This is a genomic window from Celeribacter sp. (genome assembly GCF_048261515.1).
Classification (GTDB): domain Bacteria; phylum Pseudomonadota; class Alphaproteobacteria; order Rhodobacterales; family Rhodobacteraceae; genus Celeribacter.
On record NZ_JBLXFZ010000005.1, the window covers coordinates 45,122 to 69,173 of the forward strand.

At 60.7% G+C, this 24,052-nt stretch carries 23 protein-coding genes; 14 read left to right on the forward strand and 9 right to left on the reverse strand.

The window, feature by feature from the left end; genetic code table 11:
- Window positions 1–25: 25 nt before the first annotated feature.
- Window positions 26–904 (forward strand): cation diffusion facilitator family transporter, encoded by an 879-nt coding sequence (locus tag ACN0SC_RS10140; RefSeq protein ID WP_417249566.1) that lies wholly within the window; start codon window positions 26–28, stop codon window positions 902–904.
- 6 nt (window positions 905–910) lie between these two features.
- On the opposite strand, the gene ACN0SC_RS10145 is transcribed toward ACN0SC_RS10140, so the two are convergent.
- From ACN0SC_RS10145 to ACN0SC_RS10165, 5 genes are all read right to left on the reverse strand, one after another.
- Complete coding sequence (locus ACN0SC_RS10145; protein WP_417249567.1) at window positions 911–2,932, reverse strand: M3 family metallopeptidase; 2,022 nt, start codon at window positions 2,930–2,932, stop codon at window positions 911–913.
- Window positions 2,933–2,988: 56 nt separating this feature from the next.
- Window positions 2,989–4,017 (reverse strand): HesA/MoeB/ThiF family protein, encoded by a 1,029-nt coding sequence (locus tag ACN0SC_RS10150; RefSeq protein ID WP_417249568.1) that lies wholly within the window; start codon window positions 4,015–4,017, stop codon window positions 2,989–2,991.
- Window positions 4,014–4,481: a dUTP diphosphatase gene (gene dut / locus ACN0SC_RS10155; protein WP_417249569.1), complete on the reverse strand. Its 468-nt coding sequence runs from the start codon at window positions 4,479–4,481 to the stop codon at window positions 4,014–4,016. Before dut ends, ACN0SC_RS10150 begins: the two co-directional genes overlap by 4 nt.
- Before the next feature lie 27 nt (window positions 4,482–4,508).
- On the reverse strand, window positions 4,509–5,711 hold the full coding sequence (coaBC, locus tag ACN0SC_RS10160) for a bifunctional phosphopantothenoylcysteine decarboxylase/phosphopantothenate--cysteine ligase CoaBC (RefSeq protein WP_417249570.1): 1,203 nt from the start codon (window positions 5,709–5,711) through the stop codon (window positions 4,509–4,511).
- Between the two features lie 106 nt (window positions 5,712–5,817).
- Window positions 5,818–6,699, reverse strand: a complete 882-nt coding sequence (locus ACN0SC_RS10165; RefSeq protein ID WP_417249571.1) for an RNA polymerase factor sigma-32 — start codon at window positions 6,697–6,699, stop codon at window positions 5,818–5,820.
- A 113-nt stretch (window positions 6,700–6,812) separates the two neighbouring features.
- On the opposite strand from ACN0SC_RS10165, the gene cobU reads away from it, so the two are divergent.
- The 4 genes from cobU (at window position 6,813) to ACN0SC_RS10185 (ending at window position 10,300) form a co-directional block, all read left to right on the forward strand.
- Window positions 6,813–7,346, forward strand: a complete 534-nt coding sequence (gene cobU / locus ACN0SC_RS10170; protein WP_417249572.1) for a bifunctional adenosylcobinamide kinase/adenosylcobinamide-phosphate guanylyltransferase — start codon at window positions 6,813–6,815, stop codon at window positions 7,344–7,346.
- Window positions 7,343–7,918 carry a histidine phosphatase family protein gene (locus ACN0SC_RS10175; RefSeq protein ID WP_417249573.1) on the forward strand — a complete coding sequence of 192 codons (576 nt, stop codon included), beginning with the start codon at window positions 7,343–7,345 and terminating at the stop codon, window positions 7,916–7,918. The genes cobU and ACN0SC_RS10175 overlap by 4 nt, the downstream gene beginning before the upstream one ends.
- Window positions 7,919–7,995: 77 nt before the next feature.
- Complete coding sequence (locus ACN0SC_RS10180) at window positions 7,996–8,685, forward strand: glutathione S-transferase (protein WP_417249574.1); 690 nt, start codon at window positions 7,996–7,998, stop codon at window positions 8,683–8,685.
- A gap of 100 nt (window positions 8,686–8,785) precedes the next feature.
- Window positions 8,786–10,300, forward strand: a complete 1,515-nt coding sequence (locus ACN0SC_RS10185; RefSeq protein ID WP_417249575.1) for a YifB family Mg chelatase-like AAA ATPase — start codon at window positions 8,786–8,788, stop codon at window positions 10,298–10,300.
- A gap of 3 nt (window positions 10,301–10,303) precedes the next feature.
- On the opposite strand, the gene gshB is transcribed toward ACN0SC_RS10185, so the two are convergent.
- The 3 genes from gshB to rsmI form a co-directional block, all read right to left on the reverse strand.
- Window positions 10,304–11,257, reverse strand: coding sequence for a glutathione synthase (gene gshB, locus ACN0SC_RS10190; RefSeq protein ID WP_417249576.1), 954 nt, complete (start codon window positions 11,255–11,257; stop codon window positions 10,304–10,306).
- 113 nt (window positions 11,258–11,370) lie between these two features.
- Window positions 11,371–11,760, reverse strand: coding sequence for a YraN family protein (locus ACN0SC_RS10195; RefSeq protein ID WP_417249577.1), 390 nt, complete (start codon window positions 11,758–11,760; stop codon window positions 11,371–11,373).
- On the reverse strand, window positions 11,757–12,632 hold the full coding sequence (rsmI, locus tag ACN0SC_RS10200) for a 16S rRNA (cytidine(1402)-2'-O)-methyltransferase (RefSeq protein WP_417249578.1): 876 nt from the start codon (window positions 12,630–12,632) through the stop codon (window positions 11,757–11,759). The genes ACN0SC_RS10195 and rsmI overlap by 4 nt, the downstream gene beginning before the upstream one ends.
- A 112-nt stretch (window positions 12,633–12,744) precedes the next feature.
- Here rsmI and ACN0SC_RS10205 point away from each other — a divergent pair, with 112 nt between their 5' ends.
- Genes ACN0SC_RS10205 through murJ form a run of 3 tightly spaced genes read left to right on the forward strand, consistent with a single transcriptional unit; the run spans window position 12,745 to window position 18,255 of the window.
- Window positions 12,745–13,938 carry a penicillin-binding protein activator gene (locus ACN0SC_RS10205; RefSeq protein ID WP_417249579.1) on the forward strand — a complete coding sequence of 398 codons (1,194 nt, stop codon included), beginning with the start codon at window positions 12,745–12,747 and terminating at the stop codon, window positions 13,936–13,938.
- On the forward strand, window positions 13,898–16,717 hold the full coding sequence (locus ACN0SC_RS10210; protein ID WP_417249580.1) for a [protein-PII] uridylyltransferase: 2,820 nt from the start codon (window positions 13,898–13,900) through the stop codon (window positions 16,715–16,717). Before ACN0SC_RS10205 ends, ACN0SC_RS10210 begins: the two co-directional genes overlap by 41 nt.
- The gene (gene murJ, locus ACN0SC_RS10215) at window positions 16,714–18,255 is read left to right on the forward strand and encodes a murein biosynthesis integral membrane protein MurJ (protein ID WP_417249581.1); all 1,542 of its coding nucleotides are present in this window, start codon (window positions 16,714–16,716) and stop codon (window positions 18,253–18,255) included. The genes ACN0SC_RS10210 and murJ overlap by 4 nt, the downstream gene beginning before the upstream one ends.
- On the opposite strand, the gene ACN0SC_RS10220 is transcribed toward murJ, so the two are convergent.
- Complete coding sequence (locus tag ACN0SC_RS10220) at window positions 18,252–18,944, reverse strand: rhomboid family intramembrane serine protease (protein WP_417249582.1); 693 nt, start codon at window positions 18,942–18,944, stop codon at window positions 18,252–18,254. The genes murJ and ACN0SC_RS10220 overlap by 4 nt on opposite strands.
- A 79-nt stretch (window positions 18,945–19,023) precedes the next feature.
- Between ACN0SC_RS10220 and trpS the strand changes: the two genes are divergently transcribed.
- The 6 genes from trpS (at window position 19,024) to ACN0SC_RS10250 (ending at window position 24,040) form a co-directional block, all read left to right on the forward strand.
- The gene (trpS, locus tag ACN0SC_RS10225; RefSeq protein ID WP_417249583.1) at window positions 19,024–20,040 is read left to right on the forward strand and encodes a tryptophan--tRNA ligase; all 1,017 of its coding nucleotides are present in this window, start codon (window positions 19,024–19,026) and stop codon (window positions 20,038–20,040) included.
- 428 nt (window positions 20,041–20,468) lie between these two features.
- Window positions 20,469–20,924 (forward strand): universal stress protein, encoded by a 456-nt coding sequence (locus ACN0SC_RS10230; protein WP_417249584.1) that lies wholly within the window; start codon window positions 20,469–20,471, stop codon window positions 20,922–20,924.
- 398 nt (window positions 20,925–21,322) lie between these two features.
- Entirely contained in the window at window positions 21,323–21,655 is a 333-nt protein-coding gene (locus tag ACN0SC_RS10235) for a hypothetical protein (RefSeq protein WP_417249585.1), read from the forward strand.
- 211 nt (window positions 21,656–21,866) lie between these two features.
- Window positions 21,867–22,430 carry a NifU family protein gene (locus ACN0SC_RS10240; RefSeq protein ID WP_417249586.1) on the forward strand — a complete coding sequence of 188 codons (564 nt, stop codon included), beginning with the start codon at window positions 21,867–21,869 and terminating at the stop codon, window positions 22,428–22,430.
- 6 nt (window positions 22,431–22,436) lie between these two features.
- Window positions 22,437–22,871, forward strand: coding sequence for a GNAT family N-acetyltransferase (locus ACN0SC_RS10245; RefSeq protein ID WP_417249587.1), 435 nt, complete (start codon window positions 22,437–22,439; stop codon window positions 22,869–22,871).
- A 179-nt stretch (window positions 22,872–23,050) separates the two neighbouring features.
- The gene (locus ACN0SC_RS10250) at window positions 23,051–24,040 is read left to right on the forward strand and encodes a BMP family lipoprotein (RefSeq protein ID WP_417249588.1); all 990 of its coding nucleotides are present in this window, start codon (window positions 23,051–23,053) and stop codon (window positions 24,038–24,040) included.
- Window positions 24,041–24,052: the final 12 nt, after the last annotated feature.

A 24,052-nucleotide genomic window follows, 5' to 3' on the forward strand; every position in this document is an offset into this window, starting at 1 on the left:
GATGGGGACGCGCGACAATGGCGTTATGAGTGACACGCGCCTCAACCTCTCCGCAGGCTTTGCCTCCGTCTCCGTTGCCCTTGTTCTCGTCATCGCGAAACTCTGGGCGCTCTCGGCGACCCAATCGTTGTCCATCGCCGCCTCGCTCGCAGACAGCGGTCTGGACCTGATGATGGCGCTTGGCGGGTTGGCCGCGATCTACTACGCCTCCCGTCCGCCCGACGAGGAGCATACCTTCGGCCACACCTCTGCCGAAGATCTCGCTGCACTTGGCCAATCGGCCTTTATCCTGATTTCGGCAGGGCTGATCGCGATCGCTGCTTTTGCCCGCCTCACCAACCCCTCCGCCGTGCAAGTCACCTCCGAGAGCCAAGGCATCGCTGTCATGGTCCTGTCAATCGTGCTCACGGGCGCCTTGGTCCTTTGGCAGCGTCACGTGATCGCCAGCACAGGCTCCAAAGTCGTCGCCGCAGACAGCCTGCACTACCTCGCGGACCTGATCCCCAACGTCGGTGCCATTCTCGCGCTAATTGCCTCCGCCGCTTTCGGCCTAACCATGATCGACAGCGTCGTGGCACTTGGTGCCGCAGCCTTGCTCGCTATCGGCGCACTCAAGATCGGCAAAAGGGCGTGGGACGCGCTCATGGACCGCGCAGCCCCCGACGACATGCTCGACGGGATTGCGGAGATCACCGACGCCCATGAGGGAGTGCGCGGACACCACGACCTCAAGACCCGCATGGCTGGCTCCAAGGTCTTCGTGAATCTGCACATCGAACTCGACGGGGAGCAGAGCCTGCGCGAAGCACATGACATCGGCGCGGCCCTACGCCGCAAGATCCTTGAGGCTTACCCCAAGGCCGATGTCATCATTCACAAGGACGTGGCAGGCGACCGCGACTGATCGCGCTCAGACCTCCGCCAATCCTCGTCCCTTCAGCAACGCCTCAACCCCGGGCATCCGCCCACGGAATTCCGTGTAGAGCACTTCGGGATCTTCCGAGCCGCCGCGCGACAGGATGGTATCATGCAGCCTCTTTGCGGTCTCGGTGTCAAACGGCCCCGCCTCCTCGAAAGCCTCGAAGGCATCCGCATCCATGACCTCCGACCACATGTAGCTGTAATAGCCTGAACTATAGCCGTCGCCCGAGAACACATGCGCGAAATGCGGTGTCGCATGGCGCATGGTGATCGCACGCGGCATCCCGATCCGCTCCAGTGTCTCGGCCTGTGCCTGCATCGGATCGGCGGGCGCAGGTCCTGCGTGGAAGTCCAGATCAACCAGCGCGGAGGCGATATACTCCACCGTCGCAAAGCCCTGATCAAAAGTCTGCGCGGCCAGAAGACGCTCCAGCATCTCGCTCGGCATCGCCTCTCCCGTCTCCGCATGGGTCGCGAACTCTTCCAGCACGGCGGGCACTTCGAGCCAATGCTCGTAAAGCTGGCTGGGTAGCTCCACGAAGTCACGCGCAACGGAGGTGCCTGAAATGCTCTCGTAAGTCACATCCGACAGCATCTGGTGCAGTGCATGGCCGAACTCGTGGAACAACGTGCGTGCATCATCATAGGACAGCAAATTGGGCTCTCCCTTGGCCGCCTTAGCAAAATTGCACACATTCACGACCAGGGGTTTAACGTCACCGTCGAGCGCCGATTGCGAGCGCATCGCCATGCACCACGCACCCGATCGCTTTGATCCACGCGCGAAGTAGTCGCCCATAAAAACGGCGAGATGCGCGCCATCGCGCGTTACATTCCACGCCCGCACATCGTCGTGATACATCGGCACGTCGAGCGGTTCGAACTCCAGATCGAAGAGACGGTTCGCGCAGGCAAAGGCCGCCTCGATCATACGGTCAAGCTGCAAGTAGGGCTTCAACTCGGCCTCATCGAGATCATGCTCAGCCTTGCGCAGCTTCTCCGAGTAATACCGCCAGTCCCAAGGCTCCAGCGGCCCCTCGAAGCCGTCAGCATGCAGCATCTCCTCAAGCCGCGACGCATCCCGATCCGCCGCCCGTTTCGCAGGCGCCCAAACCTCCATCAACAAATCGCGCACAGCGTCAGGCGTTTTAGCCATTTCGGTTTCGAGCTTGAACGCCGAAAAATTCTCATAGCCAAGGAGCTTCGCCCGCTCCTCTCGCAATTTCAGTGTCTTGGCGGCGATTTCTCGGTTATCTGTCTCGCCCCCATTGGCCCCGCGTGCCTCCCACGCACGAAAGGCTTTCTCGCGCAGATCGCGGCGCGGCGAATAGCTCAGGAAAGGCGTGATCAGGGATCGCGACAGAGTCACAACAGGACCATCCGCGCCCTTCTCCTCGCCCGCCGAACGCGCCGCCGACTTCACAAATTCGGGTAAACCGACAAGATCATCCTCCGACAGTGCCATAAACCACGACCGCTCATCGGCCAGAAGATTCTGGGTGAACTGCGTCCCAAGTTTCGCCAGCTCCGACTTCACCTCAGCCATCCGCGCCTTGTCAGCCTCGCCAAGAGCCGCCCCCGCACGCACAAAACTGCGGTGCGTCAGCATAAGCACGCGAGACTGTTCGTCCGTCAAACCCAAAGTATCGCGGCGCTCCCACAGTTCGGAAACTCGCGCGAACAGCTTGGAATTCGACGTAATTTCCGACGAATAGGCCGCAAGCGCGGGAGAGAACTCCCGCTGCAACGCCTCGCGCTCAGGGTTACTATCGGCCCCCGCAATCCCGAAGAAAACCCCAAGCACCCGCGACAGGTCCGCATCCGCCCGCTCCATCGCCTCAATGGTATTGGCAAAGGTGGGCGGTTCGGGGTTGTCGGCAATCGCCTTGATCGCATCACGGCCCCGCGACAGGGCTTCGTCAAATGCGGGTTGGAAATGCGCATCTTCGATGGCGTCGAAGGGCGGGATGTCGAACGGGGTGTTCCAGTCGGAAAGCAGCGGATTGGTCATCAATGTCTCCTTGGTTTGGAAGACAAGCTAGGGTGCGCGGCACGGGAGTAAAAGTGCTACCCGCCGCAGATCGGACAATCTTCGCGTTTTTTCACGCGCATCGTGCGGTTCTCACCATAAAGTGCGTCGACGATCATCAATCGACCCGACAGCCCCTCGCCCGCGCCTGTGATTTCCTTGACCGCTTCCATCGCCAACATCGTGCCCAGCATCCCTGGCAATGGCGCGGCGACCCCTGCCTCCGCACAGGTGGGAGCCATCCCCTCTGCGGGCTGCTTCGGGAACACGCATTGATAGCATGGGGACTTTTCGTCGCGATTATATGTGCTGATTTGACCTTCCCACTGCGTTATCGCTGCCGATAGCAGAGGTGTATTGGCCGCAACACAAAGACGGTTCACAAGGTAGCGGGTGTCGATATTATCACAGCCGTCGATGACTAGATCGTATTCCGCCACAAGCGGCGCACAGCTTTCATCCAAGCGGCGGTTGTAGGGCTTCACCTCAACGAAGGGGTTTTGCGCGCGCATGGCTATTTCGGCGGAGAACACCTTCGGCATCCCGATCCGCGCGTCGGTGTGAATGACTTGCCGCTGAAGGTTCGAGGCATCCACCACATCGTCATCGATGACACCGATTGTGCCCACGCCCGCTGCCGCGAGATATTGCAGGACAGGCGCACCAAGACCGCCCGCGCCGACCACCAAGACCTTAGCCTCTTTCAGCTTTCTCTGACCACTACCACCGATTTCGTGCAGGACGATATGGCGCATGTAGCGTTCAAGTTCGGCATCGCTGAATGGTGCTTCGTTCGACGTCTCCTTACTCGCCGTGTCGCGCGCCGTCGCACGGCGACGCAGCGCCGCAAGCACCGCTCGATAAGCCGTGATCACTGCCGCGAAACCACCCAAAAGGAGCCACTCACCCAGCGCCCCACCAAAGGGGTTGGCGGCCCCCATCACCGCCACGGCGCCGAGAATGGCGAAATAGAGGACGCCGATCATCATCCACCGCGTGCGATAGGGAGCCCCCGCCAGCACACCGACGCCCCAAAGAAGCGCAGCAAGGAAAAGCGCGAGGGTCATCCGCGCCCCGTCGACCCGAACCCGCCCGCGCCGCGTTCCGTCTCGCTCAACTCGTCGGCCAGAACGAAACGCGCTTGCAACACAGGCGCCACGACCATCTGCGCGATGCGGTCGCCGTGGGCGATGGTAAAGGGACGATCCGAGAGGTTGATCAAGATGACACCCACGGGACCACGATAGTCCGCATCAATCGTGCCAGGGGTATTCGGGAGCGAAATACCATGTTTGAGCGCTAGACCAGAACGAGGACGGATTTGCACCTCGTAGCCTTCGGGGATCTCCATCCGAAACCCAGTCGGCACCAAGCCCCGTTCGCCCGCGCCCAAGGTCAAGCCCGCCGCACGATCCGCCTCCGCGAGATTGGCGCGCAGATCGGCGCCCGCCGCCAGCGGAGTCTCGTAAGCGGGCAGCGGCAGGGCACGGTCAGCATCCGCGGTATATTCTATTTTGATTTCAACACTCATGAGACCGGGCTTTCGTGTGTCATTTTATCATTTCGCTTGAAGCAGAGTATCGGCAACTCGTTGCGCCAGTTGCGCGGCGACCTTCTCTTTCGACATGCGCGGCCAGACATCTGCCCCCGCTTCCGAGATCAGAGTCACGGCATTTTCGCTACCGCCCATGATGCCCGTTTCCGCGCTCACATCATTCGCCACGATCCAGTCGCAGCCCTTGCGCGCGCGTTTGGCCGTGGCATTGGCGATCACATCGTCGGTCTCGGCGGCAAACCCGATAACAAGCGGGGGGCGGCCTGCGGCCATCTGGGCGACACCTGCAAGAATGTCGGGGTTTTCGGCGAACTCCAGAACAGGCAGAGCACCGTCCTGCTTCTTGATCTTCGAGGCAGTTTCCGAGGCCATGCGCCAATCAGCAACCGCAGCGGCAAAGATCGCGGCATCTGCAGGGAGAGCCGCCTCCACCGCGTCCTTCATCTCCCGCGCCGTCTCAACCGCAACCACTTCAACCCCTTGCGGCGGGGGCACGTCAGCGGGGCCCGTGACAAAAGTCACCTTCGCGCCGAGATCGCGCAAGGCGGCTGCAATCGCCGTACCCTGAGCGCCCGACGAGCGATTGGCGATATAGCGCACGGGGTCGATGGGTTCATGGGTTGGACCAGATGTAACCAGCACATGTTTGCCTTTCAGCGGCCCGTCGCCCAGTGCGGTTTTGATTGCGGCGATGATCTCTGGCACTTCCGACATGCGGCCAGGACCAAATTCACCGCAAGCCATCGCCCCATCATTCGGGCCGACAAACAGCACGCCATCGCCACGCAACGTCCCGACATTGCGTTGGCAGGCTGGGTGCTCCCACATCCGCACATTCATCGCGGGGGCGACCAGAACACGCTTGTCTGTCGCCATGAGAAGCGTCGAAGCCAGATCATTGGCCAAACCACCCGCCATCTTGCCAAGCAGGTCAGCCGTTGCGGGAGCCACAACGACGAGATCGGCGGCGCGGCTGAGTTCGATATGACCCATCTCGGCCTCATCGGTGAGGTCAAAGAGATCGCGGTAGACCTTTTCGGCGGCCAACGCGGAGACCGAGAGCGGCGTCACGAATTCCTCCGCGGCCTTCGTCAGGACAGGCACGACACGCGCACCTTCATCGCGCAACCGACGCATCAGGTCGAGCGATTTGAACGCGGCAATACCGCCTCCGATAATGAGCAAAATGGTCTTGCCGTTCAGCATGGCGCACCTCTTGGAACAATGCCCAAAGGTGTAAGCCTGTGACCGCGCGAAAACAAGAACTTGGCGGCATCACACGCCGCCAAGCTAACTCGCATCGCCAAGCACGTCAGGACAGCATCGCGCGAAGATCCGCGCCGTGGCGCTCCATCGTAACGCGCATTTTGCCTAAAGCGGCGGCTTCCAACTGGCGCACACGCTCCTTTGAGAGCGACAATTCCACGCCGAGACTCTCAAGCGTGCGCGGCTCGTCAGTGAGCTTGCGCGCCGTCACGATGAACTGCTCGCGCGAGTTCAGCGCATCCAAAGCCTCAACGATCCAATTGCGCAGCTGTGCCTGATCATGGGCCTCCGACACGATTTCCGACGTGGTTTCCCCCTCATCGGCCAGCGTATCAATCCATTCGCGACCGTCTTCGTCGCCCTTTTGCTGGGCATGCAGCGAAAAATCGGAACCCGAAAGACGCCCGTCCATCTGTTGCACATCGCGCAGCGGCACACCCAATTCGGTCGAAATAAGTTGCAAGAGTTGGTCGCGGTCGAGCACCTCGCCGCGCCCCATTGCCTCGCGCTCGAACTTCGCCTGAACGCGACGCATGTTGAAGAAAAGCGACTTCTGCGCCGATGTGGACCCTGTACGCACCAGTGACCAATTGCGCATCACGAAATCCTGAACCGATGCTTTGATCCACCAGACGGCATATGTCGAAAAACGAACCCCGCGATCAGGGTCGAATTTCTCGGCGGCCTTCATCAGTCCGAGACTTGCCTCTTGAATGAGGTCGCTCATCGGCGCGCCATAGCGCTTGAACTTTGCAGCCGTCGAGATAGCTAGTCGCATGTAGGCGCGAATGAGGCGGTGCAAAGCCTCTTCGTCGCGATGATCGCGCCATGCGACAGCCAGTGCGTGTTCAGTCTCTGCGTCCAGCATTTCGGCGCGCATTGCCTGACGCGAAAATTTGCGATCTTCGGTGATTGTGTCGAGTGCCATTCGGAATACCTCCCGCGGTTGTGCCCGACGCCTCGCAAACGGTGTCGTTGCGAGCGTTGGCTACTCCTGTTACGCAAGCGTAACGCATCTGGATGACAGAAAGTTTCACGTTCATGTGTCGAAAATTCACTCTCGTGATAGGCGGGGCGTCGTCGGGAAAGTCCGACATCTCCGAAAAACTGTGCGTATCCAGCGGCTTGGACCGCATATACCTCGCCACGTCCCGCATCTTTGACGCCGAAATGCGCAACAAGGTTGATCGACACCGAACCCAGCGAGGGCCCGACTGGCACACCGTCGAGGAGCCTTTTACCGCCGATGCGGTTATCGCGGACCTCCAAGACACTCAGGTTCTCCTGATGGATTGCGCGACCATGTGGCTAACCAACCATTTACTCGAAGACGCGAACCTTGATGCGCAGGTCAACGCCCTGATCACGGCCATTGACGCCGCAAAAGGCGAAATCGTCGTCGTCACCAACGAAGTTGGCATGGGGATCGTGCCCGACAATGCGCTGTCGCGACGGTTCCGTATTGCCCAGGGCGCTCTCAACCGCCGTCTTGCCGAACGGGCCGATTGTGTCGTCGGCGTGATGGCGGGCCTGCCCTTCTCTTTGAAAGGCCCCCTCCCCGAGGGATTGGCATGAGCCGCCTCTTTCTGGTGCGCCATGGACCGACTCACGCCAAGAACTTCGTGGGCTGGACCGATCTGCCTGCCGATCTGTCGGACCGCGCCGCCATCGCGCGGCTAGGTGATGCTCTTCCCCATGCGCCTGTCGTCTCTTCGGACCTGATCCGCGCCGTGGACACCGCCACTGCTCTACAAGGTGAACGCCCGCGACTTCCCCACGACGCGCGTTTGCGCGAGACGCATTTCGGCGCATGGGAAGGCCTGACATGGGCGCAAATCGAGGCCCGTGACGCAGCCCTTGCCCGCGAGGTGTTCGAACGCCCTGGCGATGTCTCGCCGCCCGATGGGGAAAGCTGGAACACCTTCTCCGCCCGCGTCGAGGCGGCAGTTGAAACGCTTGAAGGCGACCACATCGTCGTGGCGCATATGGGCGTCATCTTGTCTTTGGTGCAAAAGGCAATGCGCTGCTCCGCCTATGACGCGCTCGGCCACGAGATCGCCCCGCTGTCGCTCACGGTCATTTCGCGACAGGGCGATTGGAAAACAGGCGGGTGGGCTTTGGAACGGATCAATCACGTTCCGCAATGACACCGATCAGCAATTCGCGCTTTGGAGATGACGGTTTCTGCGCAACTGTATTGGCAGGCGCATAGATCGGAGTTCCCATGTCTTATAAACTGTTCATTGGCGACAAAGCATTTTCAAGCTGGTCCCTGCGCGGCTGGCTGTTGTTCGAGAAGTTCAACATCGAAGTCGATGTCAAAATGGTCGGCCTTTACGATGGCACTATGGCGCAGGATCTCGCCTCTTTTGCCCCCGCACGCCTTGTCCCCACGGTGGTGACGCCCGAAGGCTGGGTTGTCGGTGAAAGCAGCGCAATTGCCGAAACACTGGCCGAGCGGCATCCCGAAGCAGGCATTTGGCCCGCAGATCCCGAAGCCCGCACTTACGCGCGTTGGCTGGTCGGGGAAATGCACGCGGGATTTTCAGCGCTTCGCAGTGAATGCCCCATGCAACTTCTCCATGTCTATGAGGGGTTCGAAGTATCTGAGGCCCTAAAGAGCGACCTAACCCGCCTTGAGGAATTGCTTACCGTGGCCTTCTCGAAATACTCGAGCGGTGGTCCGTGGCTCTTTGGCGACTATAGCGCGGCGGATGCTTTTTATGCGCCAGTGGCGACACGGATCGCAGGGTATGATCTGCCCGTGTCCGAACGCATCGCGGCCTATGTCCGTTCGCATCTTGAGGACGATGCCTTCAGGGCATGGCGCTCCGATGGTCTCAAAGTCAGCTATGATCCCGTGCCCTACGCACTCGACCTGCCGACAAAAAGCTGGCTCGTCGCGGTAATCTGAAATTTCACGCTGACGCAGACGACACCGTTCCAGCCGTTAACCATATTTCAACGCCCGCCCCCGACACTGCCCGCAAGACAGGTAAACGGGAGGGATACCCTTGGTTGCACATACATGGACCGTCGCATTCGAGGGTGTCGACGCCCGCCCCATCGACGTGCAATGCGCCGTGGCACCCGGATTGCCGTCGTTTACCATCGTCGGTCTGCCCGACAAGGCAGTGTCGGAGGCGCGTGAGCGGGTGCGGGCGGCGCTCTCGGCGATGCAGATTGCGCTTCCGTCGAAGAAGATCACAATCAACCTCTCCCCCGCCGACCTGCCCAAGGCGGGGTCGCATTTCGATCTGCCTGTGGCCATCGCGCTGCTGACTGCCGTCGGCATGATCCCCGAAGAAGTCGCAGCCAACACGCTGTCTCTAGGCGAGCTTGCGCTCGATGGCTCGCTGGTCTCTGTCAACGGCGCATTGCCCGCAGCCCTCGCGGCGGCGGCGCAGGACTGCGATCTGGTTTGCCCTGCCGATTGCGGTGCGGAGGCGGCTTGGGTCGGCGCGGCGCAGGTCTATGCGCCCGCGTCACTGGCCAAGCTCGTCCGCCATTTCACAGGCGACGCGCCACTCGACACCGCCACTGCGGGCGAGGTTTCCCCCGCCACGCATACCCGCGACCTGCGCGACATCAAAGGGCAGGAAAAGGCCAAACGCGCCCTCGAAATCGCGGCGGCGGGGCATCACCATATGCTCATGGTCGGCACGCCCGGATCGGGGAAATCCATGCTCGCTGCTCGGCTGCCGACGCTCCTACCAGAACTGTCACCACAAGAAGCGCTGGAAACCTCTGTCATCCACTCGCTCGCGGGCCTCATCGAGGCGGGCGGCATCTCCCGCGCCCGTCCCTTTCGCGAGCCACACCACACCGCGTCCATGGCGGCCATCGTCGGCGGCGGGCGCAGTGCGCAACCGGGCGAGATTGCACTGGCGCACAACGGTGTGCTCTTCCTCGACGAGTTGCCCGAATTTTCGCGCGGTGTTCTTGAAAGCCTGCGCCAGCCTGTCGAAACGGGCGAAGTCATGATCGCGCGGGCCAATGCCCACATGCGCTACCCGACGCGCTTCATGCTGGTGGCGGCGGCGAACCCGTGCAAATGCGGCTACCTGCCCGACCCGTCACGGGCTTGCGCCAAAGTGCCGATTTGTGGCGAGGACTATCTGGGGCGAATATCCGGTCCGCTGATGGATCGATTCGACCTGCGCCTCGACATCCCGCCCGTGTCTTTCCAAGACCTCCACGATGCGCCAAGGGGCGAGGCCTCCGCCACCGTTGCCGCCCGTGTCGCCAAAGCCCGCGATGTGCAGGCGGCGCGATATGACGGCACGCATACCCGCACCAATGCCGCGCTGGAAGGCGGGCAGTTGGAGCAAGTGGCGACGCCCGATGCGGAGGGGCGCGAGATGTTGCGACTGGCGGCGGACAAGTTCGGACTGTCGGCGCGCGGCTATCACCGCGTGCTACGGGTCGCCCGCACGATTGCCGACCTTGCGGGATCGGAGACTGTGCGCCGCCCGCATGTGGCCGAGGCCCTGAGCTATCGCGTGGTGGCCGCGCGTGAAAGCGTCTGACCCCTAGCCTGCGCGACGCGCCTCGATTGCTTCCCAAATGAGCTTGGCAGTGTTGGTGCCGTCGAAACGCTCCAACTCCTGAATACCCGTGGGCGAGGTCACGTTGATCTCGGTGAGATACTGGCCAATCACGTCAATCCCGACGAAAACCTGTCCCTTCTCGCGCAAAAGCGGCCCGATACGGTCGCAGATTTCGCGGTCGCGGTCTGACAGGGCGATTTTTTCGGGCCGTCCGCCAACATGCATATTGGAGCGGGTCTCGCCCTTTTGCGGTACGCGGTTGATCGCGCCGACAGGTTCACCGTCCACGAGGATCACGCGCTTGTCGCCCGCCGAAACATCGGGGAGGAACTTCTGCACGATCATCGGCTCGTTGGAAATGCCCGTGAACAATTCATGCAACGACGAAAGGTTGCGGTCATCGGGCGTCAGGCGGAACACCCCCGCACCGCCATTGCCGTAGAGCGGTTTGAGAATGATATCGCCGTGCTTTTCTTTGAACGCGCGGATCGTCGTGAGATCGCGGGCGATCGCCGTGGGGGGCGTGAGGTCGGGGAAGTTCAGGACCAGAAGCTTCTCGGGATAGTTGCGCACCCAGAAGGGGTTGTTCACCACCAGCGTCGTCTCGGCAATCATGTCGAGCAGATGGGTGGAGGTGATATAGCCCATATCGAAGGGCGGGTCTTGGCGCAGCCAGACAACATCATATTCCGATAGATCAACCACACGCTCCTCGCCAAGCGTAAAATGGTTACCCACCTCTCGGCGCACCTCCACGTCCCATCCGCGTGCCGTGATGCGGCCCTCGTTATAGGCGAGTTTGTCGGGCGTGTAGTAAAATAGGCTGTGGCCGCGCTCCTGCGCCTCGACCATGATCCGGAAGGTGCTGTCGGCGTTGATGTCGATCGGTTCGATCGGGTCCATCTGAATGGCGACTTTGAGCGGAGTGGTGGACATGGGCGAGCCTCTTCGTTTGCTTGGCAGTATAGATGGACCACCCCCCGCCTGCATTCAATGGCAAAGCGCTGTGCATGGATGATCAAGCTCATACGCGAGCACCACACGCCCCCTCACATAAGCGCGTTTTCAAGCACTTCGATCACACCAGTTCCGTCGACCAGAGCCACATCAATGCGCATTTCTGTCAGCAACCCGTCGGGGAGTACGCCAATATACTCTTCGGCGGCGCGAGCAAGGCGCTGCATCTGCGCGGGGCGCAGAAGCTCGGCGGCGGAGGCGTGGCTGGCGGAACGTTTCACTTCAACAAAAACGGTCATACCGTCCCGTTGGAAAATCAGGTCGATCTCCCCTGCCTTGCCGCGCCAGCGTTCGGCAACCCGCTCATAGCCGAGGGCAAGGTAATGATCCGCCACGGCTCCCTCGGCGCTCAAGCCTGCGTGATAGGCCATCGCGCCGCGCGCTTGTTTCAACGGATCGGGGTTGCGGCCGTCCTCGCTCACGCCTCTCCGTCCTCGCGCTCTTTGGCCCGTGCAAGGGCGCGCTGATAGACATCGCGGCGTTTGAGACCGTGGCGTTTGGCAATCTCGGCTGCGGCGTCCTTCACCGTTCCATTCTCCAACGCGGCATCAATCGCGGCATCCAGATCCTCGGCCGCCATCTCACGTGCTTCCGCACGCGCCACCAAAAGCACGATCTCGCCCTTTAGCGTGCGTTCTTCCAGTTGGGCCAGCACTTCCGCGATGCTCCCGCGCAGCACTTCTTCGAAGCGTTTGGTCAACTCGCGACACAAGGCAACCGGACGATCCGCGCCATAGAGATCGCGCAACTCTTCCAAGGTCCGCTGGATGCGCTTTGGACTCTCGTAAAAACCGATGGTGGCGGGCACCGCTTCCCATGTTGCGAAGAAAGTCCGCCGCGCACCCGCGCTGGCGGGCGGGAAACCCGCGAAAAGAAAGCGGTCAGACGGCAATCCCGCAATGGTCAGCGCCGCGATCATGGCCGAAGGGCCAGGTGCGGAGGTGACGGGGTAGCCCGCCGCAATTGCCTCGCGCGCCAGAACAAACCCGGGATCGGCGACCAGAGGCGTGCCTGCCTCGGAAGCGTAGGCAACCGAGCGCCCCTCAGCCAAAAGCCCCATCAGGCGCGGGCGCGCCTTCTCTCCGTTGTGATCGTGATAAGCAATGATGTGCCGCCCATCCAAGGGAATGCCGTGGATTTCCATGAGCTTGCGTAGAGAACGTGTGTCCTCGGCGGCAAGCACTTCGGCGGAGGCCAGCACGTCAAGCGCCCGCAGCGTGATGTCACGGGCATTGCCGATGGGCGTGGCCACGAAATAGAGACCGGCGGAAAGATGCGTGTTCTGATAGGGCAAGGTCGGGTCCTGTATTGCGGCGTTTACTCATTGGCCTCCGTGGCCTAGCATGTTACGCGACCTATAACCGGAGAGCCAATCGGCGAAATAGCCGTCAGGAGTGATGTCCCCCATGTTTGCCCGTCTGAGAGCTACCTGCAAGTCCTTCAAGGCCGCCACAAAGGCCATTGTAGCCTTCGCTGCCCTTTCCGCGCTCGCCGCGTGTAACACCACGGGCATGCCGATGTCGAACAACGGACCGCGCATCGACACGTCCAAACCCGTGCCTGTCGCGCTTCTCGTTCCCTACGAATCGGAAAGCTCCTCGGACATCGAACTGGCGCGCTCCCTCGAAAATGCCGCGCGTCTTGCCATGGCCGACCTCGACGGCGTGACCATCGACCTGCGTGTTTACCCCACAGGCGGTCAGGCCGAACGCGCCTCCGCCGCAGCAAGTCAGGCCGTTGCAGCAGGAGCCAAGATCATTCTCGGCCCCGTCTACGGCGGCTCGGCCAAGCTCGCTGGCATCCCTGCCGCGAACGCGGGCATCAACGTGGTGTCCTTTTCCAACAACCCCGATGTGGCAGGCGGCAATGTCTTTATCCTCGGGAATACCTTCCGCAACACCGCCGACCGCCTGACCCGCTATGCGGTCTCGCAAGGCAAAAGCAACATCCTCGTTGTGAATGGCGAATCCGCTGCCGAGAGCGCTGGCGCCGCCGCAATCGTCGCCGCTGCCAGCCGCAATGGCGCGCGGGTTGCCGGGCAGACCAGTTTCGAGTTGAGCCAGATGGGCGTGACGCAGGGCATCCCGCAAATCACCTCCGCTGTGCGCTCGACCGGGGCCGACGCAATCTTCTTCACCTCTGGCAACGACGGGGCTATGCCGCTTCTTGCACAGCTTCTGCCCGAGAATGGCGTCTCCTCCCCCAACCCGCAGTTTATCGGCCTGCAACGCCTCAACGTGCCCGCATCGGCACTCACGCTTCCTGGCCTGCAAGGCAGCTGGTTCGCGACGCCAGACGTGGCTCTGACACAGACTTTCGTGTCGCGCTATTCCTCAACCTACGGCGGCCCGCCGCACTCGCTTGCCGGACTGGCCTATGACGGCATCGCCGCCATCGGCGCGCTCGTCAAATCGGGCGATAAAAACGCACTCACGACACAAGGGCTGACCCGTCAGTCTGGCTTCGCAGGCGTCAACGGCGTCTTCCGCTTCCGTACCGACGGCACCAATGAACGCGGCCTGTCTGTCGCAACAATCCAGAACAATCAGGTAATCGAGATTGACCCTGCCCCAAGAGCCTTCAGCGGAATTGGCTTCTGATCCGTCCCTGTCCGACTACGTTCCACGGGCTCCCGAAAACACCATCTGTGACCCGTCTGCGATCTTCGACGTCGCGCAGGTGGCAAAAGAGCTGAGCGCCGCGTGGGACGACGCGGACGGCGCGCGCGACATTCGGGCGGCGACCGTAAAAGTGCTGGATGCGCGGATCAAACGCGGGCGTGCTGCGATCCGCGAGGCAATTCTCAATGCGCCGCGCAACGCGCGTCCCGCCGTGGTGTCCTACGCATGGCTCACCGATTGCATCGTGACCACCGTGCAATTCGTCGCCATGACGCGTCTGCATCCCAATCCGCACCCCACCGAGGGGGAGCGCATGGCAATCCTCGCCGTGGGCGGATACGGCCGCGGTGAGATGTCGCCACAATCGGATGTGGACCTGCTGTTTCTCGCACCGCACAAGATCAACGGCTGGATCGAGAGCGTGGTCGAGAGCATGCTTTACATGTTCTGGGATCTGCACCTTAAAGTCGGCCACGCCACCCGCACGCCGCGCGATTGTATCCGTCTGGGGCGCGAGGACTTCACCATCCGCACATCACTTCTGGAAACGCGCTTCCTGTCGGGCAACGCCGAGCTGGCCTCTGAACTACAGGTCAAACTGCGCGACGAGTTGTTTTCCAACACCGCCCGCGAGTTCATCGAAGCCAAACTCGAAGAGCGTTCCGAGCGTCATCGCAAACAGGGCGGCCAGCGTTATGTCGTGGAGCCGAATGTCAAAGAAGGCAAGGGCGGGTTGCGCGATCTGCAATCGCTGTTCTGGATCGCGAAATACGTCCACGGCGTGCGCCACACAGCCGATCTCGTCAAGGCCGGCGTATTCACCGCCGATGAATACCGCGCGTTCGAAGAGGCCGAGACCTTCCTCTACGCCTCGCGAAATGCGCTCCACCTCGTGACCAACCGCCCGATGGACCAACTGACCTTCGACCTTCAGGTGGAGGTGGCCGAGATGCTTGGCTATGTCGATCATTCGGGGCGGCGGGGCGTCGAGCACTTCATGCAGGACTACTTCCGCCATGCCACGCGCGTCGGCGAACTGACCCGCATTTTCCTAACCGCTCTGGAGGAATTGCACGTCAAACAGGAGCCTGCGCTACAACGACTGTTCAAACGTCGCCGCAAGGTCTCCGACCAGTTCTATGTGCAACGCGGGCGCCTCAACTTTCCAGACGAAGAGACATTTCTCGCCGATCCAGTGAACATCCTGCGCATTTTTAGTGAGGCGCTGCGGACAGGCTATTTGCTCCACCCCAATGCGATGCGCTGCATCTCCGCACATCTCGATGCCATAGATACATCCGTGCGTAACGCGCCTGAGGCGCAGAAAATCTTCCTCGACATCCTGCTCAAACACGGCAACCCAGAACGAGGCCTGCGCAGGATGAACGAAATCGGGGTGCTCGGCGCCTTTATCCCCGAGTTTCAACACATCGTGGCGATGATGCAGTTCAATATGTATCACAGCTACACCGTCGACGAGCACACCATCCAGTGCATCTCCAACCTCGCCCAAATCGAGCGCGGCGAGTTGATCGAGGAGCTTCCCGTTGCCTCAGACATTCTCTCTCGCGGGATCAACAGGCGCGTTCTCTACGTCGCGGTTTTGCTCCACGATATCGGTAAGGGACGTAACGAAGACCACTCCGTTATCGGCGCCCAAATCGCCCGCAAGATCGCGCCGCGTCTGGGCCTGAAACCGGCTGAATGCGAGACCGTCGAATGGCTCGTGCGCTATCACCTCCTGATGTCCGACATGGCACAGAAGCGCGACATCTCCGACCCGCGCACCGTCCGCGATTTTGCCAAGGCCGTACGCACGCGCGAGCGCCTTGATCTGCTGACCGTGCTGACCGTTTGCGACATTCGTGGGGTCGGGCCCGATGTCTGGAACAACTGGAAAGCGGTGCTCCTACGGAACCTGCATTCGCAAACCGCACATGCGTTGGAACACGGGCTGGAAGATATCAATCGCGGCGCACGCGAAGGCGAGGCGAAAAAGGCGCTGCGTGCCGCCCTCCCCGACTGGTCCAATGCCGCGTTGCGCGCCGAGTTGCAGCGCCACTACGGCCCCTATTGGCAGGGCTTGCCCACATCGGCTCATGTCGTCTTTGCCAACCTGCTGCACGACTTCAACGAAAACAACATCCGCATCGACATCAACCCCGATGAAGACCGTGACGCCACCCGTGTCTGTTTCGCCCTGCACGACCATCCTGGCATCTTCTCTCGGCTCGCGGGGGCGGTGGCACTGGTCGGCGCGAATGTCGTAGACGCGCGCACCTATACCACGCGTGACGGCTATGCGACCGCTGTGTTCTGGATTCAGGACAACGATGGCAACCCGTTCGAAACCGCGCGCCTGCCGCGCCTGCGCCAGATGATCGAAAAGACGCTGAAAGGCGAGATCGTTGCGCGCGAGGCCTTCGCCAGCCGTGACAAGATCAAGAAACGCGAAAGCGCCTTCCGCGTGCCGACCTCGATCTCCTTTGACAATGACGGCTCGGAAATCTTCACCATCATCGAAGTGGATACCCGCGACCGCCCCGGATTGTTGCACGATCTGACCCGCGTTCTGGCCGACAACCACATCTCGATCGCCACCGCGCAAATCGCGACCTATGGCGAACAGGTGGTCGACAGCTTCTACGTCAAGGACATGTTCGGCATGAAAATCCACGGTGAAGCCAAACAGAAGTCTTTGGACAAGAAGCTACGGGATGCCATCGCGCAAGGTGCCGCGCGGGCAGCAAAGGCATGAAACCGATCCGCCTTATTGCGGGTTTTCTGACGGTAGGCACGTGGACCATGGCCAGCCGCATCATGGGTTTTGTCCGTGACGCGCTGATCGCCGCCTACCTTGGCGCAGGGCCTGCCGCGGAGGCCTTCGTCGTCGCCTTCTCGCTGCCGAACATGTTCCGCCGCTTCTTCGCCGAGGGCACGCTCAACGTGGCCTTCGTGCCGATGTTCGCAAAAAAGGTCGAAGCCGACGAGGACGCGCGCAGATTTGCCGAAGACACTCTCTCTGTTCTGGCCGCCATGCTGATCGCGCTGACCCTTGTAGCAATGGTCGCGATGCCGTTTCTGGTCTCCGCCATGGCAGCGGGGTTCATCGGGGACAGCCGCTTCGACCTCGCCGTGTCCTATGGCCGCGTGGCCTTTCCCTATATCCTTTTCATCGCGCTTGGCGCGCTCTTTTCAGGCGTATTGAATGCGACGGGTCGCTTCTCCGCCGCCGCGGCCGCACCCGTGATGCTTAACGTCATCCTGTCAGGTGCCATGATCCTAGCGCATCGGATGGGCTGGGACGTGGGGCGCGCGTTGGTCTGGGCCGTGCCGCTCGCAGGGGCAGCGCAACTTGCCATCGTCTGGATCGCGGCGCGACGTGCGGGCTTCCCGCTTGTCCCGCATATGCCGCGCATGACGCCTGAGCTGAAACGCCTCTTCATCCTTGCAGCCCCCGCTGCCCTCGCGGGGGGCGTGGTCCAAGTCAATCTCCTCGTCGGCCGTCAGGTCGCGTCCTTTGGTGAAGAAGGCGCGTTGCAATATCTCAACCTCGCCGACCGCCTGTATCAACTTCCGCTCGGCGTCGTGGCCATCGCCATCGGCGTGGTGCTGCTGCCCGACCTGTCGCGGCGCTTGCAGGCAGGGGACGGCGCAGGTGCGCGTCACGCCTACAACCGTGCCTTTGAATTTGCGCTCCTGCTCACCGTGCCCGCCGCCGTTGCGCTCATCGCCGTGCCCGAGCCGCTGATTTCCTTCCTCTTCCAGCGCGGTCGCTTCACGCCCGAGGACGCCGAGAAAACCGCGCTGGCCGTGGCGATTTACGGCGCGGGCCTGCCTGCCTTCGTTATGCAAAAGGTGCTGCAACCACTCTATTTCGCCCGCGAGAACACACGCACCCCGTTCCACTTCGCGCTCTATGCGATGGTGATCAACGTTGTGGTGGCTGTCGGGCTGAGTTTCTGGATCGGCTACCTTGCCGCCGCCGTGGCGACGTCTCTGGCCGCGTGGGGCATGGTTTTGATGCTCTGGATCGGGAAGCGGTCCATGGGCGTGGACGTAACCACGGACGCGCGCCTCGCTCAACGTCTCCCGCGCATTCTCGTGGCCTCGCTCGTCATGGGAGGCTACGTCTACGGCATCGACATCGCGCTGGCTCCCGTCTACGCGGTCTCGCGTGGGCTGGCCGTGCTGATCCTCGTTTTCAGCGGCATCGTGGTGTATTTCGCAACAGCCTACGCCATCGGCGCAATGAAACTCTCCGATCTTAAGTCGGCGGTGCGGCGCGGCGGTTAACGCTGGCGAATACGCTCAAATATCCGACGTGGCGCACCGGGGATCAACAGGATCGACACGGAAAACCCTGTCACAAAACCCGCCAGATCTGCCACCCAGTCAGGCGAGCGCCCGAAAAACAGACCAAAGACCAACTGGATCGCCAGAAGAAACCCGATCAGGGAGAAGGCGCGGAACTGGTTTTGCTGCATGGCACCGAGCCCAATCCAGAGCATCAGCGTATAGGAGCCGATCAGCCCATATGCGCCCGCGTAGGCGCCCACTAGTTGCACATTGGTGTCGAGGAAAAGCCCGTAGGCCAGCGATCCCGCAATGATCGACGTGAAGAAAACAATCAGAACCGCGATATTGCCGAATGTCTCTCCCACCATTTTTCCCAAGGCCAGAATGAACACCACGACCATGGCCGCATGGGTGATCGAGTAATGCACACCCGCGTAGGTCACAAAGCGAATGACATGTTCAAGTGGCCATGAACCCTCCGACCGCATCGCCTCAAACACTGCGTCGAAAAACGCGAACTGCTCCATCGCTGTAATCCGCCAGCCCACGGCATTTGGCCCGCCAATGATCCCGTACGAGCCAATCTGGAACAATAGCTCGATTCCGCCGATCACAACGGCCAAGGCCACAACGGCAGGCGGGAGAGCATTGAACGGCATTTCGGGACGTTGGTTGTAATCGTTCATGTGCGGGGTTCCTTGACGCTTTTGCCGCGCATAGGTAAGCGGTTGGCGCAGATAAATCCAGCGATGACGGAGATCACGCATGTCCGATACAGCCTTCACCCCACGTATCTTCTCGGGGATCAAACCCTCGGGCGGCCTGACGCTGGGCAACTACCTCGGCGCGATCAAGCGGTTTGTTGCCTCACAGGGCGGTGAATTCGAAACCATCTACTGCGTTGTGGACATGCACGCGATCACCGTCTGGCAAGACCCCGCAGACCTGCGCACGGCGACGCGCGAAGTGGCGGCGGGCTATCTCGCCGCAGGCATCGACCCCTCGAAATCCATCCTCTTCAACCAGTCGCGCGTTTCCGCCCATGCCGAGCTTGGCTGGCTCTTCAACTGTGTCGCCCGCGTTGGATGGATGAACCGCATGACACAATTCAAGGATAAGGCAGGCAAGAATTCCGAGAACGTCTCGCTCGGGCTCTACGCCTACCCCTCGCTCATGGCCGCCGACATTCTGACCTATCACGCCACGCATGTGCCCGTGGGCGAGGACCAGAAGCAGCACGTTGAGCTGACCCGAGACATCGCGAAAAAATTCAACCACGACTATAAGGTCGACTTCTTCCCCGAAACGATCCCCGTGATCGAAGGCCCCGCAATGCGCGTGATGAACCTGCGCGACGGGACCAAGAAGATGTCGAAGTCTGGCGAAAGCGACATGGAGCGCATCAACATGCTCGACGATGCGGCAACCATCGCCAAGAAATTCAAGAAGGCCCGCACCGATCCCGAGCCATTGCCCGAGCATTACGACGGCCTTGCCGAACGCCCCGAGGCCCGCAACCTCGTCAACATCTATGCCGCTCTGGCCGATGTGACCAACGAACAGGTGATCGCGGAATTTGGAGGCGAAGGCTGGGGCAAGTTCAAACCCGCGCTCGCGGATCTCGCTGTCGACAAACTCGCGCCCATCTCAGAAGAAATGCAGCGCCTGATGAATGATCCTGCCGAGATCGACCGCATCATGGAACAAGGTGCCGAAAAGGCCCGCGCCATTGCCGAGCCGATCCTTGCGAAAACCTTCGACATCATGGGTTTCGTACGCTGACGGCATTCCTTCGCTAAACCACACAGACAAAACAACGCCGCGCCCGATACAGGCGCGGCGTTTTTCGTGCCCCCGACTGCCAGCTTCACCTGTTCACAAATATCCCACCATTCCGCCGACATGCGCACGCCCACGCGAAAGCGCGCAATTCACACCAGTGTCACGAAACGGATTCATTGTCGCGCTAGGATCGGGCTGCATCCGCTGGGCCCCTGCGCACGCCCCCTATATCGCAAGCACGCGTCCCTCGTGTTTCGCCTGTCTGATGCCCCTGTCGTCTCTTCCCCGACCGACGGGCTTCTTCCCCTCGCCCCACTCAGGGGCGGGGGTTTTTTGCATATCCGCGCGCGCATCGAAAAGGCTCCGCTTGCCTGATCCTGCGCAGTCGTCCACTATCGCGGCACGAGCCACGCAAGGGAAAAGTCCGAATGCGCAAATTCCTCGTCATCCTAGATGACAGTCGCGAATGCCTGAACGCCATGCGCTTTGCCGCCATGCGCGCAGCCTCAACAAACGCGGGCGTGACCATTCTCTCGATTATTCCACCCGACGAATTCAACCACTGGATCGGCGTGGCCGACCTGATGCGCGAAGAGGCGCGCGAACGTATCGAGGTCCATTTCGAGGTTTTCGCCAAATGGATGCGCGATCGCCAAGGGATCAACCCCGATCTGGTCATCCGCGAAGGGGAGGCGATCCCCGAAATCCTCGACCTGATCAAGGAAGACCCCTCCATCGGCGTTCTCGTCCTCGGCGCGGGTACAGGTAAGGCAGGTCCTGGCCCTCTAGTCGCGGCCATGACCAAACAAGCAGGTAGTCTGCCCATCCCGATGACCATTGTGCCTGGCGATATGTCGAAAGAACGACTCGAAGAGATCACCTGAACGCCTTCGCGCGGCCGCAAACCGCGTCATCAAGGAATGCGAGGACGTTCAAAGGCCAGTTCACAATCTGTTGTCGAAAAAAAGTTTGACCGACCCGCCCGCTGTTTTGCGCTTCGACCCGTGCTGTGGAACAGCGTGCCGGAAAAATTCAAGAGGCCAACCACCTCTGTTCCCACGAAATTCAGAAGAATTCAGTGCGCCAGTGCAATCCATTTGCGCAACCTTGCACAGACGGAGGGGGCGTATTTTTTAGGCACTTTTTCAAGAGGTTTTTTGTTCAAAAACAGCGCACGCTTCCGTGAATTCCGAGACCCTTTTTCTTCGAGGTTTTCTACCCCAATTGTTCCTCATCGAGACGCGGAACTGGTCTGCGTCACTACCTCGTAAAGGAACGCATGATGAAAACTTTGAACACTCTGATCGCCGCTGGTATCGCTGTCGCTGCAACCGCAGGCGCCGCTTCGGCCTCCAACATCTACTCCTCCGACGCTGACTTCTCTGGCACATCGCTTGAAATCGCTACGGTTGTGGCCGACGCTCCTGCCAGCCTCGTGATCTACGACTACTCCAACGGTACTCGCGGCGATGTCCTCGGCGACGTTATGCTTCGTTCGGGCCTGTCTTCCGACGTGTCCTTCCAACTCAACTCGACTGTTGTCGATGACGTTCAAGCCGAACTCACCGTGAACGGCGTTGTGGTTGATACCGAGACGTTCACCCGCAACAACTAATCCCTGTTGCGTTTGACGGCAGCCTCCCCCTGAAAGGGAAGCACCGCGCGCGTAGTTTGTCTCTCCTCCCGAGGCACACTGCGCGCGCTCTCCGTTTCACGGTTTTCAACCGCCGCAATGCCAGCGCGCATCGCGATTTAGAATCATTCCAAACATTGACTTTCCCGCCGCAAAAGCGCATATCCGACCTGACAGCTAAGGAATATGCGCCATGTTCATCCAGACCGAATCCACGCCGAACCCCGCAACGTTGAAATTTCTGCCTGGCCAGACTGTTCTGGAAACGGGCACAGCCGATTTCACCACTGCGGAGTCCGCCACCACCTCGCCGCTGGCAAAACGCATTTTTGCCGTGGGCAATGTGACAGGTGTCTTCTTCGGTCATGATTTCGTGACCGTGACTAAGGATGAGGAAGCCGACTGGGATCACATCAAACCCGCAATCCTCGGCGCGATCATGGAGCATTTCCAATCTGGCGCCCCAGTGATGGAAGGCGAGAGCGGCGCGCCTGCGGGTCATGCCGATCACGACGGACCTGATGGCGAGATCGTTGAGCAGATCAAAGAATTGCTCGACACCCGCGTGCGCCCTGCCGTTGCACAGGACGGCGGCGACATCACCTTCCACGGTTTCGAGCGCGGCGTTGTCTATCTACACATGCAAGGTGCCTGCGCGGGCTGTCCCTCCTCGACCCTGACGTTGAAGATGGGCATCGAGAACCTGTTGCGCCATTACATCCCCGAAGTTTTGGAAGTGCGCCCCGTCGCGGCCTGAACCGCGATGACTGACACGTCCGATTTAGACGCGCTTGCTGCGCTTCATGCAAAGAGCTTCATTACGCCCCGCCCTTGGTCCGCATCGGAACTGGCGGGGCTTTTGGCATCCGAACACACCTTTCTCATTGCACCCGACAAACGATCCATGGCGCTCGGTAGAGTGATTGTGGACGAAGCGGAGCTGCTCACTATCGCCGTCGCCCCAGAGGCGCGCGGTCAGGGCGCGGGGCGCAAAGCACTGCGCGACTACGAAAGTGAAGCGCGTGAACGCGGAGCGGCCACGTCCTTTCTCGAAGTTGCCGCCGACAATCACGCCGCGATCACCCTCTATCATTCGGAAGGCTATACCGAATCTGGACGGCGCAAAGGCTACTACACCGCCCCCGATGGCACGAAGATAACCGCCCTGATCCTCACAAAGCCTCTCAAACAGGCGTGACGGGACGTTACTTTCAACTTTGACGGTCAACTAAATGACCCGAAAAGACCAAATGGTAAAAATCCTGTTGACCCTCCCGCCGCTTCTCGCCCTAATTCAGGGGTGAAGCGCAGTGACCTGCTCGCTTGTAGAGCAAATGATTAACATTTGCCCAAATACGAATCTAACGGGAGACCATCATGACCCTCTTGAAGAAACTTCTCGGCGCGGCTGCTACGATTGCCGTGACATCGGGCGCAGCACTTGCCGACCCGGCAGTGATTTTCGACCTTGGCGGTAAATTCGACAAATCCTTCAACGAAGCGGCCTATAACGGCGCGGAACGTTGGGCTCAGGAAACTGGCGGCACCTATCGCGATCTCGAACTGCAATCCGACGCACAGCGCGAACAGGCGCTTCGCCGCTTTGCCGAAGGCGGATACAACCCGATCGTCATGACCGGCTTCCTGTGGCCCACGGCTCTGGAAACCGTTGCCACCGACTTCCCCGACACCAAATTCGTCGTGGTTGACGCTGTTGTTGACCTGCCGAACGTGCGCTCCGTCATCTTCTCCGAGCACGAAGGTTCCTACCTCGTGGGCGTAATGGCTGCTATGGCCGCCGAAGGTGACACCGTATCCTTCGTGGGTGGTATGGACGTTCCGCTCATCTCCAAATTCGCCTGCGGCTACGCGCAAGGCGTCAAATCCGTGAAACCCGACGCCAACGTGATCGTCAACATGACAGGCACCACGCCTGCGGCTTGGAACGATCCGGTTAAAGGTGGCGAGCTGACCAAAGCGCAAATCAGCCAAGGCTCCGAAGTTGTCTTTGCCGCTGCTGGCGGCACGGGCCTCGGTGTTCTGCAAACCGCCGCCGACGAAGGCATCCTCTCCATCGGCGTGGACAGCAACCAGAACTACCTCCAGCCTGGCTCCGTTCTGACCTCCATGGTCAAGCGCGTGGATAACGTCGTCTACGACTCGCTGACCGCTGGCGTCGAAGTGCCTACGGGTCTGGAAATCTGGGGCGTCGAAAATGGTGGTGTTGGCGCTGCCATGGATGAATTCAACGCCGAACTCGTCACCGAAGAAATGGCCGCCGCTGTCGAAGAGGCAAAAGCGAAGATCATCGCTGGCGAGATCATGGTGCACGACTACACCTCCGACGAATCCTGCCCCGCGTTCTAAGGGCCGCGTCGC

Excerpts from the sequence above, each read along its gene's own strand:
- ACN0SC_RS10205 (WP_417249579.1), top strand. The coding sequence starts at position 12,745 with ATGTTTGCCCGTCTGAGAGCTACCTGCAAGTCCTTCAAGGCCGCCACA.
- coaBC (WP_417249570.1), bottom strand. The coding sequence starts at position 5,711 with ATGCTGAACGGCAAGACCATTTTGCTCATTATCGGAGGCGGTATTGCC.
- cobU (WP_417249572.1), top strand. The coding sequence starts at position 6,813 with ATGTGTCGAAAATTCACTCTCGTGATAGGCGGGGCGTCGTCGGGAAAG.
- ACN0SC_RS10240 (WP_417249586.1), top strand. The coding sequence starts at position 21,867 with ATGTTCATCCAGACCGAATCCACGCCGAACCCCGCAACGTTGAAATTT.
- murJ (WP_417249581.1), top strand. The coding sequence starts at position 16,714 with ATGAAACCGATCCGCCTTATTGCGGGTTTTCTGACGGTAGGCACGTGG.
- ACN0SC_RS10175 (WP_417249573.1), top strand. The coding sequence starts at position 7,343 with ATGAGCCGCCTCTTTCTGGTGCGCCATGGACCGACTCACGCCAAGAAC.
- ACN0SC_RS10180 (WP_417249574.1), top strand. The coding sequence starts at position 7,996 with ATGTCTTATAAACTGTTCATTGGCGACAAAGCATTTTCAAGCTGGTCC.
- ACN0SC_RS10165 (WP_417249571.1), bottom strand. The coding sequence starts at position 6,699 with ATGGCACTCGACACAATCACCGAAGATCGCAAATTTTCGCGTCAGGCA.
- ACN0SC_RS10145 (WP_417249567.1), bottom strand. The coding sequence starts at position 2,932 with ATGACCAATCCGCTGCTTTCCGACTGGAACACCCCGTTCGACATCCCG.
- dut (WP_417249569.1), bottom strand. The coding sequence starts at position 4,481 with ATGAGTGTTGAAATCAAAATAGAATATACCGCGGATGCTGACCGTGCC.
- ACN0SC_RS10230 (WP_417249584.1), top strand. The coding sequence starts at position 20,469 with ATGCGCAAATTCCTCGTCATCCTAGATGACAGTCGCGAATGCCTGAAC.
- ACN0SC_RS10250 (WP_417249588.1), top strand. The coding sequence starts at position 23,051 with ATGACCCTCTTGAAGAAACTTCTCGGCGCGGCTGCTACGATTGCCGTG.
- ACN0SC_RS10140 (WP_417249566.1), top strand. The coding sequence starts at position 26 with ATGAGTGACACGCGCCTCAACCTCTCCGCAGGCTTTGCCTCCGTCTCC.
- ACN0SC_RS10235 (WP_417249585.1), top strand. The coding sequence starts at position 21,323 with ATGAAAACTTTGAACACTCTGATCGCCGCTGGTATCGCTGTCGCTGCA.
- trpS (WP_417249583.1), top strand. The coding sequence starts at position 19,024 with ATGTCCGATACAGCCTTCACCCCACGTATCTTCTCGGGGATCAAACCC.
- ACN0SC_RS10220 (WP_417249582.1), bottom strand. The coding sequence starts at position 18,944 with ATGAACGATTACAACCAACGTCCCGAAATGCCGTTCAATGCTCTCCCG.
- ACN0SC_RS10245 (WP_417249587.1), top strand. The coding sequence starts at position 22,437 with ATGACTGACACGTCCGATTTAGACGCGCTTGCTGCGCTTCATGCAAAG.
- gshB (WP_417249576.1), bottom strand. The coding sequence starts at position 11,257 with ATGTCCACCACTCCGCTCAAAGTCGCCATTCAGATGGACCCGATCGAA.
- ACN0SC_RS10150 (WP_417249568.1), bottom strand. The coding sequence starts at position 4,017 with ATGACCCTCGCGCTTTTCCTTGCTGCGCTTCTTTGGGGCGTCGGTGTG.